Origin of the sequence: Corynebacterium suranareeae, from assembly GCF_002355155.1 — a bacterium.
GTDB lineage: Bacteria > Actinomycetota > Actinomycetes > Mycobacteriales > Mycobacteriaceae > Corynebacterium > Corynebacterium suranareeae.
Genome location: NZ_AP017369.1, coordinates 2,392,706 through 2,411,735 on the forward strand (window position 1 = coordinate 2,392,706; position 19,030 = coordinate 2,411,735).

The 19,030-nt window shown below is 51.1% G+C and carries 17 protein-coding genes; 6 read left to right on the forward strand and 11 right to left on the reverse strand.

Features of this window, described 5'->3' with window-relative positions:
- Window positions 1–50: 50 nt before the first annotated feature.
- From rarD to N24_RS11105, 3 genes are all read left to right on the forward strand, one after another.
- On the forward strand, window positions 51–899 hold the full coding sequence (rarD, locus tag N24_RS11095) for an EamA family transporter RarD (protein ID WP_096456956.1): 849 nt from the start codon (window positions 51–53) through the stop codon (window positions 897–899).
- A gap of 324 nt (window positions 900–1,223) precedes the next feature.
- On the forward strand, window positions 1,224–1,694 hold the full coding sequence (locus N24_RS11100) for a transporter substrate-binding domain-containing protein (RefSeq protein WP_096456958.1): 471 nt from the start codon (window positions 1,224–1,226) through the stop codon (window positions 1,692–1,694).
- Window positions 1,691–2,677 (forward strand): cation transporter, encoded by a 987-nt coding sequence (locus N24_RS11105; protein WP_096456960.1) that lies wholly within the window; start codon window positions 1,691–1,693, stop codon window positions 2,675–2,677. The genes N24_RS11100 and N24_RS11105 overlap by 4 nt, the downstream gene beginning before the upstream one ends.
- A gap of 34 nt (window positions 2,678–2,711) precedes the next feature.
- Here the strand turns inward: N24_RS11105 and N24_RS11110 are convergent, their stop codons facing one another.
- From N24_RS11110 to lspA, 6 genes are all read right to left on the reverse strand, one after another.
- A complete protein-coding gene (locus N24_RS11110; RefSeq protein WP_096460103.1) occupies window positions 2,712–3,599 on the reverse strand; it encodes an SDR family oxidoreductase in 888 nt (295 codons plus the stop codon).
- A 149-nt stretch (window positions 3,600–3,748) separates the two neighbouring features.
- Complete coding sequence (locus N24_RS11115) at window positions 3,749–6,421, reverse strand: FAD/NAD(P)-binding protein (RefSeq protein WP_096456962.1); 2,673 nt, start codon at window positions 6,419–6,421, stop codon at window positions 3,749–3,751.
- The gene (locus N24_RS11120) at window positions 6,391–7,344 is read right to left on the reverse strand and encodes a pyridoxal-phosphate dependent enzyme (RefSeq protein WP_096456964.1); all 954 of its coding nucleotides are present in this window, start codon (window positions 7,342–7,344) and stop codon (window positions 6,391–6,393) included. The genes N24_RS11115 and N24_RS11120 overlap by 31 nt, the downstream gene beginning before the upstream one ends.
- A 105-nt stretch (window positions 7,345–7,449) precedes the next feature.
- Complete coding sequence (locus N24_RS11125) at window positions 7,450–8,031, reverse strand: hypothetical protein (protein WP_096456966.1); 582 nt, start codon at window positions 8,029–8,031, stop codon at window positions 7,450–7,452.
- Window positions 8,032–8,034: 3 nt separating this feature from the next.
- On the reverse strand, window positions 8,035–8,961 hold the full coding sequence (locus tag N24_RS11130; protein ID WP_096456968.1) for an RluA family pseudouridine synthase: 927 nt from the start codon (window positions 8,959–8,961) through the stop codon (window positions 8,035–8,037).
- Entirely contained in the window at window positions 8,961–9,542 is a 582-nt protein-coding gene (lspA, locus tag N24_RS11135) for a signal peptidase II (protein WP_096456970.1), read from the reverse strand. The genes N24_RS11130 and lspA overlap by 1 nt, the downstream gene beginning before the upstream one ends.
- A 319-nt stretch (window positions 9,543–9,861) precedes the next feature.
- Between lspA and N24_RS11140 the strand changes: the two genes are divergently transcribed.
- Window positions 9,862–10,731: a hypothetical protein gene (locus N24_RS11140; RefSeq protein ID WP_167382183.1), complete on the forward strand. Its 870-nt coding sequence runs from the start codon at window positions 9,862–9,864 to the stop codon at window positions 10,729–10,731.
- A gap of 155 nt (window positions 10,732–10,886) precedes the next feature.
- Complete coding sequence (locus tag N24_RS11145; RefSeq protein WP_096456974.1) at window positions 10,887–12,539, forward strand: ABC-F family ATP-binding cassette domain-containing protein; 1,653 nt, start codon at window positions 10,887–10,889, stop codon at window positions 12,537–12,539.
- Between the two features lie 3 nt (window positions 12,540–12,542).
- On the opposite strand, the gene N24_RS11150 is transcribed toward N24_RS11145, so the two are convergent.
- Window positions 12,543–13,133 (reverse strand): hypothetical protein, encoded by a 591-nt coding sequence (locus N24_RS11150; RefSeq protein ID WP_096456977.1) that lies wholly within the window; start codon window positions 13,131–13,133, stop codon window positions 12,543–12,545.
- 300 nt (window positions 13,134–13,433) lie between these two features.
- Between N24_RS11150 and N24_RS11155 the strand changes: the two genes are divergently transcribed.
- Window positions 13,434–14,411, forward strand: a complete 978-nt coding sequence (locus tag N24_RS11155) for an asparaginase (RefSeq protein WP_096456979.1) — start codon at window positions 13,434–13,436, stop codon at window positions 14,409–14,411.
- Window positions 14,412–14,914: 503 nt separating this feature from the next.
- Here N24_RS11155 and N24_RS11160 read toward each other — a convergent pair.
- The 4 genes from N24_RS11160 to N24_RS11175 form a co-directional block, all read right to left on the reverse strand.
- Entirely contained in the window at window positions 14,915–16,315 is a 1,401-nt protein-coding gene (locus tag N24_RS11160; RefSeq protein WP_096456982.1) for a DNA polymerase IV, read from the reverse strand.
- 65 nt (window positions 16,316–16,380) lie between these two features.
- On the reverse strand, window positions 16,381–17,190 hold the full coding sequence (locus tag N24_RS11165; RefSeq protein WP_096460106.1) for an EamA family transporter: 810 nt from the start codon (window positions 17,188–17,190) through the stop codon (window positions 16,381–16,383).
- Window positions 17,191–17,325: 135 nt separating this feature from the next.
- Complete coding sequence (locus N24_RS11170; RefSeq protein WP_096456985.1) at window positions 17,326–18,342, reverse strand: MerR family transcriptional regulator; 1,017 nt, start codon at window positions 18,340–18,342, stop codon at window positions 17,326–17,328.
- Window positions 18,336–18,950 carry a hypothetical protein gene (locus tag N24_RS11175; protein WP_096460109.1) on the reverse strand — a complete coding sequence of 205 codons (615 nt, stop codon included), beginning with the start codon at window positions 18,948–18,950 and terminating at the stop codon, window positions 18,336–18,338. Before N24_RS11175 ends, N24_RS11170 begins: the two co-directional genes overlap by 7 nt.
- Window positions 18,951–19,030 lie beyond the last annotated feature (80 nt).

Here is a 19,030-nt window from a genome sequence, read left to right on the forward strand (position 1 = left end):
ACTGGGCAACTGAACTCGGTTTTCCACACCTAGGTATAAGGTGACATTTTATGATCTACGGCGTTATTGCTTACTTGGGTTGGGGAATGTTCCCCGCATTTTTCCCACTCCTCCTCCCAGCAGGACCGATTGAGATTCTGGCACATCGAATCCTGTGGACCGCCGTATTGATGACCATCATTACCACCATTACTAAAGGATGGAAAGAGCTTAGAAATGCCGACTGTGGCACTTGGCTGCGGATCGTATCGGCGTCGGTGTTTATCGCCGGTAACTGGTTGTTCTATGTCATCGCCGTTAACTCCGGTCATGTCACCGAAGCAGCCTTGGGCTATTTTATTAACCCCTTGGTTAGCGTGGTGTTCGGCATTGCATTTTTCAAAGAACAATTACGAAAATTTCAGATCAGTGCCGTATTAATCGCCCTTGGTGGTGTGTTAGTACTGACATTTTTAAGCGGCCAGCCCCCATACTTAGCGCTGAGTTTGGCGTTAACGTTCGGTATTTACGGCGCATTGAAAAAGCAAGTAAATATGTCTGCGGTGGGTTCACTCACAGCGGAAACTCTGGTATTGCTTCCTATTGCTGCGGGATACTTGGTGTGGCTCGAGGTATCTGGCGGGGGCACGTTCTTTAACAATGGTGGTGGACACAGTGCTTTGTTGATGAGTTCTGGTTTAGTCACAGCAATTCCGCTGTTGATGTTCGCGCTGGCAGCAAAGGCAATTCCGCTATCAACAGTGGGCATGCTGCAATATCTCACCCCAACGATGCAGATGCTGTGGGCTCTATTTGTGGTTAATGAGACAGTGGAACCAATGCGTTGGTTTGGATTCGTTTTCATTTGGATCGCAGTTACTATTTACATCACAGATAGCCTACTTAAGAATCGACAATAGCAGTGTCAATAAATATCCACGTTTATTAGGATCTATGCGCATTTTGAAACCACACCAATAAAAATTGGAACCTCGTTTACGCCTAAGAAGCTAAAGAGGCGTTCCCCTTGAAATCGAAAATCCATGACGCCCGAATCTCGAATCTGTGTGAAAATTCCAAAGTGCGAGAAAACCGAACCACACGTCCGAGCGTGAAAATACTATATCAGCCCCGAAAGTATATACTAGTTTATGAAAGAATTAGCTTTCGACATACTTGATTTATACCGCTGAAATCCTTTTCAGTGACTTAGCTTGGCTTTTTGAGAATTCGAGGTTCCCACAATGACTAAGTCCAACTTTCGGAGAGCCTTTTATGTAACAATTTGCTCTGCATTTCTCTACTCCTGCGCTTCCTTCCCTGTAGATTCGGAAGGCACTTTGGATCGTGCTCGCGGCGATGAACTCGTAGTTGGAATATCGGAAAACAAACCTTGGACACAGACTAGCGGAACTGGTAGATATTCAGGCATAGAAGTCGATCTTATTGAAGGCTTCGCAGACACAATCGATGCCGATGTGAAATGGCTTAATGCCCCAGAATCAGTACTGGCCGAGAAAATCGAAGATGGCCAGCTTGATCTAATTATTGGGGGGTTATCTTCTTCATCTCCTTGGTCTTCTCATATGGCACTGACTCGCCCTTACCACAAAGTCGATGGAGAAGAAAAAGTTATGGGTATTAGGCGAGGAGAAAATGATCTCATGATGGCTTTGGAACGGTATCTCGCTCACGAGTTTGGTGAAATCAGATGAATTCAGAAGGCAAAGACACCCGATTTTCCAGGCGCAACGAGATGCCCGAGAAACAACGAGCGGCGCTGCGTAAGGCGATCAAGTTGGAATGGGCAACGATCGTATGGGTTCTTTTTTCGATCGTTTTGGTAGGTGTTGTCGCTGGTCAATCGCAGGCCATGCGAAGTGCATGGATTGAAGACATACTTTCTTTAGTACCACCTATCGCATTTCTTTTAGCCTCCCGGATTAGCAAAGCTGTGGCAACCAGAAAACATCCATACGGCAAGCACCGGTCGATTGCTATCGGCCACCAAGCTGCAGCAATGGCCCTCCTTATCATGGGAAGCCTTTTAATTTATGAAGCGGTATCTGCACTGATCAAGGGAGAAAGGCCACCGTTGGGTTTAGTTGTTTTATTTGGCCATGACGTATGGTCAGGTTGGTTAATGATCGGGGTTATGATCTCCGTGTCAATCCCGATGGTGGTTATAGGGCGAGTAAAAATACACTTAGCTAAAGATCTTCACGACAAACTGCTCTATGCAGACGCGGATATGGCCAAGGCTGACTGGGGCACAGCAGTCGCTAGCACAATAGGCGTGCTCGGAATAGGGCTGGGTTTTTGGTGGGCGGACGCAGCTGCAGCTCTAGTAATATCAGCTTCAATTCTCAGAGATGGCGTGATAAATATGAAAGCTGCTATATCTGACTTGGGTGATGGACGAGCCATGACTTATGACAATTCCGCCACTCACCCTTTAAATGATGAGGTAGAAAAGACTGCCCTGGAAATGCATTGGGTCAAACACACTCGCGCTAGGATACGCGACCAAGGCCGCTTTTTCCACACAGAGCTATTTGTCGAACCAGTAGAAGGATACGCACCTACTCCGGAAGAAATAACTTCTCTAGTTAAGCGAATCCAAGACCTGGACTGGAAGCTGCAAGATGTCGTAGTTTCCATCGTCGAAAAAACCGACCGGCTTCAGGCCCCATCCTAAAACTTAACTGAGAAAGTTATTCCGCTTATACGGACTATGGGGTAGGCGTCCCACCAGTTACTCCCAGGGTTTCTCCTACCACATAGCTGGCTTCATCAGAAGCGAGAAAAACGTACGCACCCGCCAACTCAACAGGGTGACCCGCTCTTCCAATCGGAGCCTGCTTGCCAAATCCTTCTATTTTCTCTTGGGGCTGACCATGGCTGGGTTGCAACGGCGTCCAGAAAGGACCTGGGGCTACAGAATTCACCCGAATGCCATCGCCTATCAGACTACTTGCCAAGCCCTTTGACAAATTGTTCAATGCCGCCTTAGTCATAGCGTAATCCAATAGGGTTTCCGAAGGTTGGTACGCCTGAATCGACGATGTAAAGATTATCGATGATCCGGGCTTCAGATGAGGTATAGCTGCTTTGGTAACTCGGAAACTACCATAGAGGTTAACCTGCAAAGTCTGGTCGAAGTTTTCGTCGGTAATATCCGTCAAACCAGGTGCCCACACCTGACGTGACGCATTGTTGACCAAGATGTCTAGGCCACCTAAAGCGTTCACCGTCTCTTGGACCAGCGAGCGACAATATTCTGGATCACGGAGATCACCAGGGAAAGAAAAAGCTTTTTGACCTGTTTCCTCGATTGCTTGGAGCACTCTGTCAGCATCGGCTTGTTCTTCGGGCAAGTAAGCGATCGCAACATCTGCCCCCTCGCGAGCGTAAGCAATTGCTACGGCAGCTCCGATCCCAGAATCGCCACCAGTGATAAGAGCCTTGCGACCCTTAAGCCTTCCATTCCCTTGATAACTGGAGAGGCCAATATCAGCTTCGGGGGAAAGTTTTATATCGAGGCCTGGTTCCGGCTGGCGTTGCTTTGGGGGGTCGACTTTCGGGAATAGCGTACGTGGATCATTTAGCAATGAAATCACGCCTTTCTCTACGTTGTCCTCGAACAAATTACCGTACCTCTCCCACGATAAAGGATCCTTATTAGGATTTCGAGGATTATTGTATAAATTCTCGAAAATAATCCAAGCGCGGGAAAGGAATCCGCACGTCAGCAGGGGCACTGAAAAAATTAGCGAATGGTTATGTCTAAATCCGCATCAATATCGTCTAACTGCCCCTCCGGCCACACTACATTTTTCGCCAACGGGATTTGGTGCGATGCACTTTCCAAGATGTGCATGAAATATCCTGCAGTGTTAGGAATTCCGATGATATCTCCTGGTTTAACTCCTCTCGGGAAGCGGATCCGTCGGCGTAAAATCAGCTCGTCTTCGATGCAGTAGGCACCCACTAGATATGCTTCGATTTCTTCACCTGCATCACCGCTAGTGATATGCAGGGGATCAATGAGAAAATCATCGGATGTAGTCCGGCACTGCGTTCGGTTCATAGCCAGCCCCACTAAAGGCAACCCGTCACTACGGGTTTTCACAAAAGCAACTTCAGCAAGAGTGACGCCACACCCATCTAGTAGACTTCGACCAGGCTCTAGGTGTAACCGCAATCCCCGGTCAATGAGCATCTGAGCTACCCCCTTAGAAAGCACGTCTTTCAACCAATTACCGCGCACTGGGGTCTGATAGAACGGGTACGTATTAGATAACGGATCATCTTTCCACGTAAAGGATTTAGCATACCCGGCTGAAGTCGCAGATTTAGCGGATTGATAACGGATCCAATCTTCCTCAGATTCAATGTAACTCATAGGGACCCCTCCGCCGAGGTCAATAAACTGAGGGGAATGCCCGCATTCTCTGAGAGAATCGACGAGTTGGCAACATTCCTGCAGAGCCAGAGCACGGTCTTTTGCAGCATAGCCATGAAGATGAACGTGAAGACCCACAATATCCACGCCGGGTGTCACCTCGGTAAGTCGATTACCCCAGTCTGTGGCTCGCTCACCAAATCTAGTTGGAGGTAAGACTCCAGGATCTGGAGCTACTCGAGGCGCAACTCGTGCAACGCGGTCACCAACCAACGCCGCAATGCGATCTAATTCATCACGCGAATCCACAGAGATGATCACGCCATTTTCGATCGCTAATGTCAATAGTCTGTCCGGTTTGATAGCTGCGGATAGAATGATCCGCTCTCCTGGGACTCCACGATTAAGCACCTGAGATAATTCTCGTTCACTGGCTACATCTACACCATGACCGGCGTCTTTAACGGCATCGACGAAGGTAAGACCCTTATTCGCTTTGCGGGCAAAAAATATTCGAGTATCCACCCCCATCTCAATGCCGGCGTCGACCAACTCATTTATATTACGAGGCATAGAACCTGAATGGAGCACATTCACAGGACTCCCAAATTCTTCAATCAGGTGGCGGCATGTGGCCGGATCTGAAGTGAGCTTTTCCGCCCAGGGTTCCAACCGCGCCGGAAGCGGTGGAATACCATGCACCTTATTGGGATACGTACTCGCGTCGCGGACAACTCGCCGAGCCCACTTCGGGATTATGTCATGCAACGACCGCGACAATGTGTCATTACCCAAAACCACATCTTCCGTCATCCGTCCGACTGCAGCTAAATGTTGTTGCCCTTTAACTGTGCCGTCAGCCCCTACATCTAACCCCCGGGTCCCAGGACGAATTCTGGCATATCCCTCTTTTACCAAATTGTGCACCAATGTGCCTGGCACTACTCCCGGTGGGGGAATAACTGCGTCTATCACCACGGTTATTTCAAGTTCACGAACCAAATCTGCCAGTGGTTCCTGACCACGATGCAGGTGAGTGATGTCTACCACTCCGGATTTTACGAGTTCTTGGAGGTATTCAAAACTTTCGGGTGGTGGGCCGAAGGCTAGTCTTTCCATTTCCCGGGCTAAGTGATCAAACCCCTTCAAGCTGTCACGCCCTTCGTAGGAAGCGCGTTCCACGATGCTTGGGTACAGCTCCCGCCAAGTGGCCCCCATTCCCCATTCTTCATCTTTTTTCCCAGCTCGTTCCTGAATTTGGGAGGAAACCTCTTTTAGAACTGTACTAAGTTCGGAAAGATCCTTGGCGGACCGAATCTCTTCCGAACCCTCATTTAAGAGGTCCTCTAAATATAAGTCAGTCACGTCGGGCTTCGGTATCATTAGTTTCCCTGTGCGGGTTATTGGAATGAATACGGCCGGTGAGCATACTCGAGTGATGTCGATGAAAGTGAGAGCTGCCCCACGCACCAACACTCTGTCTGTGGACTTGATCCCGTCTAGATTATTAGCAGGATAAGGAGATGCGATCAGGCGTACTGACTCGGGGAAATCTTCTTGCGATAAGGATCCAGGCCAATCGTGTGCATGTCCAGTAGCTAAAAGAATTTCATCAAACGCTTGTTCCTGCACTAACCAACGTTCACTCGTTTTACCGCAGGGTTTGATTGTGTCTACATGTTTAGTGTGCATCGTAAGAGAACACCCGTGAGGTACATATTCAAGAAGCGCATCCCAAGATTCTTCCAGGAACTCCCCTACTAATCGTCGAGGTGGGAAAGATGAATCTACATTGTGTTTTTGTAGCCATTGACTGAAGTCGCTGAACTGTGTGGTAATCGTGGAAGATCGTACATTTATCAGCCATTCTTCAGGCTGATCAGGTTGATATGCCACACCAAGACCATCATTAAAAACATGAAGATCAATGCTGGCTCCTCTCTCCCTAGCAAGAGCGAGTAATTCTTCAGCAGCCCACAACCCGCGCGGCCCGCCACCAATGATAGCTACCTTGAACAAAGGTTTTCCTCCACCCATTCGTCGTTATAAATCGTATCTAAATACTTATTTCCATCATCATGAAGAATTACTACTACATTGCTGCCCGCAGGGATGTCGGGGCATAATATCTCCATAGCAGCGAGGACGGCCCCACCAGACGCTCCGGGCAAGATGGCTTCTGTCTTAGCCATCTTTCGGGCTGCTTCAACTGAAGTCTTATCATCAATACGAAAAACCCTGTGGGGCGATAAATGTTTTGATAATTCCGGGACCATGCCCGCACCGAATCCTGGTAAATGGCGTGGGCCAGCATTTCCATCGAACAGAACTGACCCCACCGCATCAACTGCTATAACCTGAGTGGACAACCCGTGTGCAGCTACATACCCTAAACAACCCCCAACCGTTCCCGTGGTGCTTACCGCCACCAGAAGATAATCAGGGGCACCGCCAAGTTGTTCGACGATTTCAGTCATTGTTCCTTGTTCGTGTGCCTGAAAAGCCGCTGTGTTTGAATATTGGTCAAGACAGATCGCTTCAGACATCTGAGCACATAGCTGCGCAACACGTTTTCTTCGTGCTACTAGCCAATCTCCAGTTTCGTAATCCGGTTCTGTAATCTCATGCACTATGGTTCCCAGTGCCTTCATGTGCGCTATTGTGTTGCGGTTAGCACGCGGATCTACAACGCAATGGAAAGTCCAGCCGCCTAGGACCGCTTCTCGAGACAAGGCGATCCCTAGATTACCCGAACTTGACTCCACTACGGTGTCACCCGGGCGGAGATCGCTGGCAAGTACCATTGCATGAGCCGTACGGTCTTTAGCGCTCCCACCCGGGTTATAAGACTCCATCTTCGCCCACAAGTTGATAGTCGTGTTTGCATTGAATCGGCCCAACCTGACGAGGGGGGTTTTTCCGATCAACTCATCTGTGCTTTGAAATGGACCACTGTTCATGAAGCGAGCCTAGCAATCTTCCGGCCTCCTCGCCCGATCGAAACACGCTCCTCTGTTCTACTAGTTTTTAGAAAAGATGGTCGCTGGGGCATCTGGAATTCTTTTCTAAAAACTAGTACCCGAAGTATCGACTGGTCGAATACCGAAACTGCCCCACGCCGCGTCAGGTGGCAGGGTTTCGATGCTGTAAACCAATGGGCTTTCTGCCAAGGGTCGTACCTTTTCTGGCGTATCCCATACCACTACCCCGTTGAGTTCGCGTGGCGCGCGGACGTTGCCGATTCCGGATAACTGGGCGTCGACAAGCATTATTTGGCGGTCAAAGACGTCCTTGCGGGTTTCGCCGGCGATGGGTTCAGGCAAGTCCATGGCGGGTGCAGAAAGCATAATCATGGCGTTGACGCGGCCGATTCCTTCGAGGAGATCAGAGGCCTCGGCCGTTGGAAGTGATTGCGCGAAAGTCACCAGTGAATAGGCTTTTTCGCCGTCTTCGGCACGATCCAAGGAATCCGATGCACGCTGGAGATACTCCGCAGAGGTTTCCGAACTGTCTTGGCCAAGCATATCGCCGTTTAACTGCATGGGTTTCGCAGTGCGGTCGCTAAAGCTTAGGACCGCAACCACGATGATTAACGCCAGGATTGCAAAAAGCGCGACGATGCGCCGACCTTTATCAAAACCATCCATTATTTAAGCTCGAAGCACATCTAATGCATGCTGTAGATCTTGTGGATATGGGGATTCAATTTCCATCCATCGACCATCAGCGGGGTGATTAAAACCTAAAGACACTGCGTGGAGCCACTGGCGGTTGAGGCCAAGTCGCTTAGACAGCGCAGGATCGGAGCCATACATCGGATCGCCACAACATGGGTGATGCAAGGCAGAAAAGTGCACGCGGATCTGGTGGGTACGGCCTGTTTCCAAATGGATTTTCACTAAGGTTGCTTCTTGGAAAGCTTCCAGTGTTTCATAGTGCGTGACTGCATGTTTGCCCTCAGTAGTCACAGCAAAACGCCACCCAGCTGAAGGGTGTCGCCCAATTGGAGCTTCAATAGTACCTGTTAGAGGATCGGGGTGGCCTTGAACAAGCGCGTGGTAGGTTTTATCCACTGTGCGGTCCCGGAAAGCGCGCTTGAGTACGGTGTATCCACGTTCAGAGGCAGCAACAACCATCACACCTGAGGTGCCCACGTCGAGGCGTTGCACAATGCCTTTGCGCTCTGGTGGGCCAGAGGTGGAAATCCGAAAACCTGCAGCTGCAAGACCCCCAACCACCGTTGGGCCTTCCCATCCGACTGTGGGGTGTGCAGCCACTCCGACAGGTTTATTTACTGCGATGACATCATCATCGGAGTACAAAATATCTAGACCGGGAACGATTTCTTCTTTTGGCATCAACGGTGCTGCGGGTTCAGGCAGCAAAACATCCAGCATCGTATCGGCAACAAGCCTGTCGCTTTTTCCTACTACTGCCCCATCGACACTGACGTCTCCGGCGGTAGCTAGCTCGGCAGCCACGGTGCGGGAAATGCCTAATAATTTGGACAGCGCTGCATCAACACGCATGCCTGCTAATCCTTCTGGAACTGGAAGAGTTCTGCTTTGCCTATTCATTAAGCCACTTCCTTTTCTTCAGCTGCTTTAGCCACTCGAGCTGCTTCGCGATCTTCCAAGACCATGCCGATTAAAAACACCACCACACCACATGTGATCGAAGCATCAGCGATGTTAAATACAGCAAAATCCCCTACCGAAATGTAATCAACCACGTGTCCAAAGAAGAAAGACGGATCGCGGAAAAGCCGATCCAGCAGGTTACCTAATGCACCACCAGCAACAAGAGCTAGTCCGGCAGCAACCCACTTGTGTTTGATGCGTGGTGCATAAATGGCGATGCCCACAACAAAGCTTAACTGGATGCAGGTGAAGATCCAGGTGCTGTTTTCTCCACCCATGGAAAACGCTGCTCCAGGGTTAAACAGGAGGTAGAAGCGGAACCAATTACCAATGATGGGAACTGGAACGCCAGGTTCCAACCAATTCAGCATAATTTGCTTAACTATTTGGTCTAGGGACGCGATCACCACAACGATGGCGGCCATCAAGGCAACCACCTGTTTAACGGTTGTCCTCTTTTCTTTCTTTCTCATGGGGGTCAAGTTTGCCCCTGCATCCTTTGAGGTCACGTTGACCATCTTTCCCCATTAGCGGTAGAAACTTCCACCCAGCCACACTTAAGGGGCTTTTCGACGCTACCCCGCGCCTCAAGAACACCGCATCGAGGGTGCTTTAGCGCAGCAAAAATTAGGCTATTTCAATTGTTCTTGACAGCTAAACTTTGCATTTGTTCTTTTTTACGCCGATGCCGATAGGTTTAAAGACGTGCTTAAAAGATCCTCCCGCAAAAGATTTTCTCGACATGCCCTAGCCTCCACCTTGGCTCTGACAACTGCGCTCGCGCTTAGCGCGTGTAATTCTTCATCAGAACCTGATTCACCTGAGGTCGAACAAGCAGTGGGCTTGGCTGTTGATGCACCACGAGTGGTGGTTCTAGATCCAGGTTCTGGCAACCTGCAGCGTCTGGAATACCAAGACATCTCTTCAGAGGGTGCTGCTGCTTCCCAAGAGCAAACCATCAACATTGCTCAAGGTTTTGCCCAATCAATCGGCGATGCCGCAAGTGTTGATACCCAAGCACCAGCAGGTGGAGATGTCACTACTTTCCACCTTCCGGTAACGGCGTCGACCACCGAGGCTGAATTTAGCGATCAGGAAACCGTCAGCGCTTCTCGGGATATTTCTTTAACCGTGGGCAAACCTACATTTACTGATTTAACGCAAGTTGAAGACGTCAATTCTACTGAGGGCTTTACTCTTGGAGTTCGCGCAACAGATAGTGGCCAGCACACCACGTTAAGTTTCGCTGCACCTGTTGATGCCACTGATAACGGCCGGATGCTCATGGAGCAGTATCTGCTTACCTACACATCCTTGCCTATCGTTTTCCCCGCCGAAGACCTCGGTGTCGGAGCACGGTGGTCTGTAGATAGCAGAGTGACCGGTGAATCCACCTTGCTGCAAACAGTGACCTACACCTTAAACAGCATTGAGGGCAGCACAGTAAATCTTGACGTCGAGGTGTCACAACGCCCAAGCATGGGTGCTTTAGAAATCACCGACGACGAAACTTCAGACTCCGCTGAGCAGCTGACAGTTCTTAACTCCAATACCACCTCGGTGGGAAATCTGGTGGTAGATCTCAAGCAACCGCTGCCCACCGCAGGGCAAGTTTCTTGGACCACCCGCGTTATCTATGGCGGTTCTAATGAGCAGGTCCGCGTGGTGCAAGATACTACGTCCTCAATTAGCTTCGGGGATGAGTAACTGAAAAAAGGTTGCCAACTATGCCGTCGGTAGCGCATACTGGTCGGCATGGATCTTCAATAATCAAACCCCAAAGCGTTATTTTTTAGTTTTGCGCACTAGGCACCAGAGTTTTTTTAGGTGGCCTTGCGTTTTGTTATTGAAGGATTTTATTTATGCGCACTTTTGCCAACTATATTGCCATTGACGGCCTCAGCTTTTCCTACCCCAATACACACGTCCTCACCGATATTTCCCTGACCGTATCAAAAGGGGAAATTGCAGGCCTAATAGGTGAAAACGGTGTGGGAAAGTCCACACTTTTAAGCCTTATCGCAGGTGTAATCGAACCTGATCAAGGCACTATTTACCTGCCTGAAAACACTGGTTTTATCGCCCAGGAAACAGATTTACCTTTTGACCAACCCGTGCAATCGCTTATCGACGCCGCCGTCGCCCCAGTCCGCGCCGTCGATGCCGCCATTGCGGAGCTATCCACGCAACTGAGTGATGAATCTTTAAGCGCGGAGCAACAAGCAAAGGTAGCAACAGATTTCGACGCTGCACTAGGTGCCGCCGAAGAACTTGGGCTGTGGGAATTAGATGCCCGCATTGAAACCGTGGTCGCAGGTTTAGGCCTTGCAGATGTAGAACGCAGCACTGCCATTGGTGAGCTTTCCGGTGGTCAACGCCGCCGTTTTGCCCTTGCTGCACTGCTGATGGAACCACACGAAGCGTTGATCTTCGATGAACCCACCAACCACCTTGATGATTCCGCCGTAGACTTCCTCATTTCGGAAATCTCACGCTTCAAAGGCCCAATTCTGATTGCCAGCCACGACCGTTTCTTCCTCGATGCGGTATGCACAGAATTGATAGATCTTGACCCTGCGTTAGGCCCAGAAGGTGGTGCTGGTGAAGAGGTCAAACAAGCAGTCTCCTTCGGTGGTGGCTTTTCCGAGTACATCAAAGAACGCGAATTACGGCGCACTCGCTGGTCACAACTTTATTTGGCTCAAGAAACAGAGCGTGCAAAATTGGAAGATGCCACCGGTATGGAAGAATCCGATATTTTCCACCGCTCCACGTCCAAGTCAGAATCTAAAATCACTGAGAAGTTCTACGCCGATAGAGCAGCCAAAACTCAAGGCAACCGTGTCCGTTCTGCCAAAAATAGGTTGAAAGAACTCGAACGCTATGAAATCCCCGCCCCACCGAAACCATTGGAGTTTCAAGGTATTCCTGATTTCACCCGTCATGGGCACGGCGAAACACTAGAAGTCCGTGGCGTTGCCGTGGAAAACAGGCTTCAACCCTTGACTTTCCGCATTGATCCCGGTGATCACATCCTGGTTGAAGGCCCTAACGGCGTCGGCAAATCAACCTTACTCAGCGTTTTAGCAGGCACACTGGAACCCACTGAGGGAGAATTAATCATCCCCGAAGGCTTAAAGATTGCTCGGTTAAAACAAGACGATCAATGGACTGACAAGCAATTAGACACACCCGTCGATGAGCTTTTCGCGACCCTGTCCAAAGGTCCGGTCGAGCTTAGCCTGGTGGAAATGGGGCTGTTGAGGAAGGCGTCGCAAAGCAGCCCGCTTCGGGCCCTATCCCTTGGCCAACGCCGGCGCGTCTCGCTCGGCCTAATCCTGGCAAGCCCGCCAGATCTTTTGCTTCTCGACGAACCCACCAACCACCTCTCCCTCGCGCTAAGCGAGGAACTTGAGGCTGCAATGGAAAAATTCCCCGGCCGCGTTATTCTGGCCAGCCATGATAGGTGGATCAGAAAACGATGGACGGGGAAGAAAATCAGCCTGAGTTTTTAAACTCTACTGAACAGGAGCCTCTTCAACTACGGCGCCTTCTTCTGCTGGAACATCTTCAATGCCAGCAGAGGAAGCATCAGTGCCAACACACATTGGAGGAACTTGCTCAGGAGCAACAGTGTTGGTGATCAAAATACATGCCCAGTCCTGAGATAGCTGCCAGTTGCCGTCAGTGTTAACGAACTCCACGCCCTCAGCTTCCTGCTCCGCGCGATCCGGAAGCTGGAACATCACAGTGGTGAGCACCTCTGAGGTTGGGTCATAGCCCGGAAGAACCGAACCGACAACCTGGAACTCAGCGCCGGACTCCACCTTGGCTTGAGTCATGGTCTCAAACAGCTCAGGAGCATTCTCTGAACCCTGAACAGTCTTGATCTTTTCCTCAATAGGAGCCTCAGGGTCTGTTGCTACAGCCAAGATAGCGTTGAGTTCCTCAGCAGTTGGATACTGGGATGCCACATCAGAAGATGCCGAAGCGCTCGATGAAGCGGTGGTGGATGAATCCGAAGAGGAATCGTCACTGCTTGAACACGCGCTAAGAGTCAGCGCTGCTGCGACAGTAAAAGTTACTGCGGTTGCCTTGAAAAGCTTCACGATGAAAATGATCCTTTGCTCTAATCTCTGGTCGCCAAAAATCTGTCGCCTTTCACTTACAGCCTTAAAACAAGGCTTATAAGCGACGGATGATCTCGTGCCTCATCCCCACACTAAACGCACCCAAGTCTACTAGGGGTAGATACGGGGTAAAACGTTAAGTCGTGCGACAATCTCGATGACTTTCCCAACAAAGGGTACACGTGATTCATTTGTTACCAACATCCCGACGCGTGAAAAGACCCTGGCAATCCACTGCTATGCACATAACAACTGCAGCTAGTTGATACGCTAGAGCGCATGTCGAAGCAGCACTCCACACCATCAAACAATGATGAAGAACACACTTCCCCTACCCAAAAGGTTGCGGTAATTACCACCGGCGGAACCATCGCTTGCACTTCCGATGCCAATGGGCATTTGCTTCCTACCGTCAGCGGCGCAGAACTACTCGCCCCCATCGCCCCGCGGTTTAATGGAGCGCAGATCGCTTTTGAAATCTACGAAATCAACCGCCTCGATTCTTCTTCCATGACGTTTGAGGATCTAGACACCATCATCGCCACCGTGCACAAAGTGCTCGAAGACCCAAACGTTGTTGGCGTAGTAGTCACCCACGGAACAGACTCCATGGAAGAATCCGCCATCGCAGTAGATACATTCCTCAATGATCCTCGCCCAGTCATTTTCACCGGCGCACAAAAACCCTTCGACCACCCAGAGTCAGACGGCCCCAACAACCTTTTCGAAGCATGCCTTATCGCATCCGACCCTTCCGCCAGAGGAATCGGCGCTCTTATCGTCTTTGGTCACGCTGTCATCCCCGCTCGCGGCTGCGTGAAGTGGCATACCTCCGATGAATTAGCATTTGCCTCCAACGGCCCTGAAGAGCCAGAACGTCCCGATGCGCTACCAGTAGCTAAATTGGCAGACGTATCCGTAGAAATCATCCCTGCCTACCCCGGCGCGACAGGCACGATGGTTGAAGCGGCACTTGCTGCTGGCGCTCAAGGACTAGTTGTTGAAGCAATGGGATCCGGCAACGTTGGCTCCCGCATGGGCGATGCGCTTGGTAAAGCACTTGACGCCGGAATCCCTGTGGTCATGAGCACCAGGGTTCCACGCGGTGAGGTGTCCGGCGTATATGGCGGTGCAGGTGGTGGCGCTACCCTAGCCGCTAAGGGTGTCGTGGGATCTAGGTACTTCCGTGCAGGTCAGGCACGTATTCTTCTCGCTGCTGCCATCGCCACGGGCGTTCATCCAGCGACGCTGTTTTAAAAGGGTTTTGGTGGTTGGATCGACTTGGTATTTGTAGGCTCCAGGTCTGTCATTATCAAAGTCAAACATACGTGACAAAAATTCTGATTTTTGAGATTTTTTGGCATGTGTGTTCGGTTTGACTCTCAGTGTAAAACCAAACATACGGCCAAGAATCTGCGAAAATAGAAAATCTTGTCCTCTCTATCTGGTCCGAGTGTGGTCTGAGTGCCCTGTCTGCGCGAAGACCAAACCAGGAGACCCAGTTTCCTGATTTTTCGGGATCCTGGGTCTCCTGGTTTGGTTTATCGCGCTCGACACCAGACACAGGGACCCAGCATTCGGTTTTTTGACGATTCTGGGTCTCCTGGTTTGGTCGGTCTCGAATTCGGACCTCCAACCCAAAAGGTAATACCTCCCTAGCAGCGCTTCTAAGGGGTTTTCAGCACCTCACGCATACAAATACTCATTCGAAAATTTGGGAGCGTTAAACAGGCGATAAAGCACTCTCGGCATTCCAGGTCTTAATCGTCTTGCTCTGCCTCACCGTTTTCTGCAAACCAGTCAGCCCAATCCAAACTATCGAGCGGATCTGCTGGTTGTAGCTCTGGATCATCCATGGCAAAGCTCTTGGTTCGTCCTCTTGTTGTGCTGCGTGTTTCAAAACGTACTGATACCACCCCGTGGCCTGCGCCTTGCACCCACCCGTGCCCGAAATCTGGGTGATAGACATCTTGGGTGGCTCGCCATATGGTCGATACTTCTTCGGAATGTACTTCTATGGTGGAATTATTTACAGCTGAAGATTGCACCCCCGCTTCGTAATCAGTATCTGGAGCAGGCGGGCTGATGATCTGGCGGTCCAGTTCCGGAAACAAGATGTCCTGGCGGGATTCTTCCAATCCGGAGAAACTGACTCCAACTAGTCGAATAGGGCCAACTTCTCCTGGGTAGCGGGCGAGTCGGAAGGCGGTTGCTTCCAAAGTTTCATAATCATCGGTGGCGTAAGACAAGGTGTAGGAGCGAGATTCGATTCGAAAATCTGCCATGCGAAGTTTCACACTGACGGTTCTGGCCCCTCTGCCATCTTTGAGAAGTCGGCGGTGAGCACCTTCGGCAGATCGGATAATTGCTGCATCTACTTGTTGGCGGGTAGTTAAATCCTTTTCATAGGTGTGTTCTTGGGAGATTTGTTTCGCCTCGGCGCGGGGTTCAACCGGGCGGTCGTCGATTCCTCGGGCAAGGTTCCACAGTGAAATTCCGATGGTTGTACCGAGACTGATTTCTACTTCTTTTTGGGTTAGTGCAGCTAGATCACCGATTGTCTCTACTCCCATGGTGGCAAGCTTTGCTCCGGTAACTGGACCTACTCCCCACAAGGCACCAACTGGAAGTGGGTCTAGAAGATCGTGTTGTTGGTCTACCGGCACCACAAACACGCCATCTGGTTTTGCTCTGCCGGACCCGATTTTGGCAATTTGTTTACCCGAACCAGCCCCTACCGACGAGGGCAGACCTGTGGCTTCTTTGATTTCTGCGCGCAGCTCTTCTGCCCACTGACGGACTTCTTCTGGAGTGGCACCAATTAGTGCTTCTGGTTCCATAAAGCCTTCATCGATGCTTAGTCGTTCAACTATTCCTGCGCGTTTTTCTATTATTTGAAACACCCGGCGCGATGCGGCGGAGTACACAACGTGTCGTGGTGACACCACCACTGCGCCAAACCCAACCCGGGCTTTTGCTTGGTGCATGGGCATGGCGGATTTCGCCCCAAATTTTCGGGCCTCATAGGATGCGCCAGCAACAACACCTCTGCCGGAGACACCGCCGACTAAGACAGGGCGTCCTCTTAATGTTGGTCGGGTGAGCTGCTCACAGGATGCGAAGAAGGCATCCATGTCGATGTGCAGAACCCAGCGTTGCATGCCTTTTATGGTAGTTGACCAGCTGGTTAAAAGGTTAATCGAACAGGTCAACGATTAAGGAACGGTTAGGAGGGGCGTCGCAAAGCAACCGCAATGACAACCAGCACAATGCCGACTAGCTCAGCCACTGACAGCATCTGGCCCAGCGCAAGCGCTCCCATGAGCGTGGCGCTGATCGGCAAAATGGCCAGGAGCAGCGCGAAGTAGGATCGACCTGCCATGCGAAGCACAATCTGGTCGAGTCCATAAGGGATTACCGCCGAGAGCACGCCTAGGCCAAGAGCCAATCCGATCACCTCAATTAGAGAAAGTTCCGTAGCACCAAGCCCTGGCCACCACCATATCGCCAGCGGTAGGGAGAGTACTGCTGCCCACGTAAAACCAACCGCCATGCCTGTTTTGCTGGACGAAGCATCGCCTGCAATCCGGTTTCCCGCGATGATATACATAGCCCACAATAGTGCTGCCGCCAGCGCAAACATCACGCCTATGCTGTTGTCCGACCACTGCGCGCCACTGATAACCAGCACGCCGATACCCGCAAGAAGCAACGCTGCCCAATCCCGCACAGTTTTACTTCCCAACGCCGCTACTGCGATGGGCCCTAGAAACTCAATAGCAACTGCTGTGCCCATCGGGATACGTGCGATCGCCTCATAAAAAGTGATATTCATAGCCAACGTGGACACCCCATACACTGCGGCATAAAAACCAGTCTGGCCAATAAAACTTCGCACCGCAGGCCGATACAGGACAAGCAGGATCGCTGCCGCCGCTGCCACCCGCATCCACGCAACCAGTGCTGGCGGGAAACTTTCAAACAGTCCCACAGCAAGGGCAGCACCGGCATACAAAGACACACCGTTAACCACCATCAAAATGGGGGCTAGCACAGGGTTTCTTCTCTTTGGGCCCCTTAGGTTCTCTTGCCCACGGGCAACAGCATCATCATTCACATAACGACACCTTACTTCAGACCCATCAGACTTCAGGCTTTAAGACTTTAGGCTTTAAGACTTCCATCTCCGAGCTTTCAAAATCGCCGCCACGGTATACGCCACGGTGGGATTTTCATCATCGACAAGCTGCACAATCAACTTTCGCGCTGGTGCTATGTCAAACTCTGCCAACGCTTGCGCAATCCGGCCACGCACCGGAGACATCGTCTCCTCGTCTTCTAGTGCGCGCTCAAATTTCCCCATCACCTCGACCTGCACGGACTGATCAAAACCAGCCAGCAATTCAGCTGCATCAACATCCCTGACACCGGTTAGAACCATGGACACCAACTGTTCTACCGCAAGTTCATCACGTGCTTTCCCCAACGCCAGCGCAGCTTCAGCTCTCACAGAAGGATCTACGTCGTGCAAAGCCTGCCGAAGCCACTGCCCGGTAGCGCCCGTTGACGGAGCGCTTGCTATAACCCGCGACACAATCCTTACCGCCCGAAGCCGCACCGCCACATCCTTTGAGCGCAGGCCCCGTGCCGCCAATGCAACAGCTTCCTCACCCCGCTGCACAACGGCCCACGACAGCGCACCTTCCGCATTCAGGTCAGCCTCCCCCAGTGCTGATTCCACCAATGTTTCTGGCGCCACATCTTCCCTGCCCGACACCGAATCAAAGGCCACGGCTTGACGTTGCGTCGGATCTCCCGATCTCAACCGATGTAGGATTTGCACTGCATCCAGCGCAGATTCCCAATCCGATACCTGCGCATCTCGGACTGCTTTCAACCTCGCCAGAAGCTCCCTTTCCATAGAAATCCTGGCAGAGGTCTTGGCGATCATCTCCGAAACAACTGCCTGCGGATCAAATTCCGGATCATCAAGCGCTTCGCCAACCTGCTTTAAACTAAGCCCTAAGCTGCGCAAACCTTCAATGTGAAGAATCCTACGCACATCAGATTCCGCATATTCCCGATATCCAGACGCCGTCTGCTCCGGGGTAACCAAACCCAACTTTTCGTAATGCCGCAACATGCGCGCACTCACTCCACTGAGCTTGGATACCTCACCGATCAGCATGCACCCATATTATCCACGCGCCGCGCTTCCTCCAGGTCCGCCATAAAATCAGAGTCCGGATCCGCAATAAGCTTGGCGGTGGCCACCGCATGCGGGCTCGTTAAAGCGCCTAAAAGCTCGCTTATCGACGCCTCCCTCCCCTCCAATTCCGCCATCGCCCGACTTAAACTCCGCTGAATTTCCAGAGTGCCTTTATCCAGTTCTTGAAATAGGTGGCCTGCAAGCCAAGCAGTGTCTTCTTCTGGCACAAGACCAACAAAAGTACGCCATGCAGTCTGGGCAGTATCGTCTCGGTGTAAAAGCCCTGGCCGTGCTTTTAATTCCTGCCACGAATCCGCAACTTTCAATTTGGACAGTGTGTGTAATGCTTGGCTGGCACCAAATGGTCGATCATTAGGATTTGTGTCTAGATCCGCGACCACTCTGTCAAGGATTTCGCGAGCTGGCATGCGGGTTAACGCCCAGGTAATCATGTCGCGCACAAAGAAGTCTTGTTCCACCCCGCTGCGCTGAACCAAGATGTCGATCGCACTGGTATCAGCAGTTGTTCCTGCTGAAAGTGCCGCTTGTAAACGAATAGATGCATTGGAATGTTCAAAGTTGTTCATGGCTTCCATTCAAAACCTTGACACTGTGTCAAGTGCAACTGGCACCGAAAAACCCCGTCAATGTTTTTCATTGACGGGGC

Bases quoted from the DNA above. Each gene is read 5' to 3' on its own strand.
- rarD (WP_096456956.1), top strand. From the start codon at position 51: ATGATCTACGGCGTTATTGCTTACTTGGGTTGGGGAATGTTCCCCGCA.
- N24_RS11100 (WP_096456958.1), top strand. From the start codon at position 1,224: ATGACTAAGTCCAACTTTCGGAGAGCCTTTTATGTAACAATTTGCTCT.
- N24_RS11105 (WP_096456960.1), top strand. From the start codon at position 1,691: ATGAATTCAGAAGGCAAAGACACCCGATTTTCCAGGCGCAACGAGATG.
- N24_RS11115 (WP_096456962.1), bottom strand. From the start codon at position 6,421: ATGGGTGGAGGAAAACCTTTGTTCAAGGTAGCTATCATTGGTGGCGGG.
- N24_RS11120 (WP_096456964.1), bottom strand. From the start codon at position 7,344: ATGAACAGTGGTCCATTTCAAAGCACAGATGAGTTGATCGGAAAAACC.
- N24_RS11125 (WP_096456966.1), bottom strand. From the start codon at position 8,031: ATGGATGGTTTTGATAAAGGTCGGCGCATCGTCGCGCTTTTTGCAATC.
- N24_RS11130 (WP_096456968.1), bottom strand. From the start codon at position 8,961: ATGAATAGGCAAAGCAGAACTCTTCCAGTTCCAGAAGGATTAGCAGGC.
- lspA (WP_096456970.1), bottom strand. From the start codon at position 9,542: ATGGTCAACGTGACCTCAAAGGATGCAGGGGCAAACTTGACCCCCATG.
- N24_RS11145 (WP_096456974.1), top strand. From the start codon at position 10,887: ATGCGCACTTTTGCCAACTATATTGCCATTGACGGCCTCAGCTTTTCC.
- N24_RS11155 (WP_096456979.1), top strand. From the start codon at position 13,434: ATGTCGAAGCAGCACTCCACACCATCAAACAATGATGAAGAACACACT.
- N24_RS11160 (WP_096456982.1), bottom strand. From the start codon at position 16,315: ATGCAACGCTGGGTTCTGCACATCGACATGGATGCCTTCTTCGCATCC.
- N24_RS11165 (WP_096460106.1), bottom strand. From the start codon at position 17,190: ATGGTGGTTAACGGTGTGTCTTTGTATGCCGGTGCTGCCCTTGCTGTG.
- N24_RS11170 (WP_096456985.1), bottom strand. From the start codon at position 18,342: ATGCTGATCGGTGAGGTATCCAAGCTCAGTGGAGTGAGTGCGCGCATG.
- N24_RS11175 (WP_096460109.1), bottom strand. From the start codon at position 18,950: ATGAACAACTTTGAACATTCCAATGCATCTATTCGTTTACAAGCGGCA.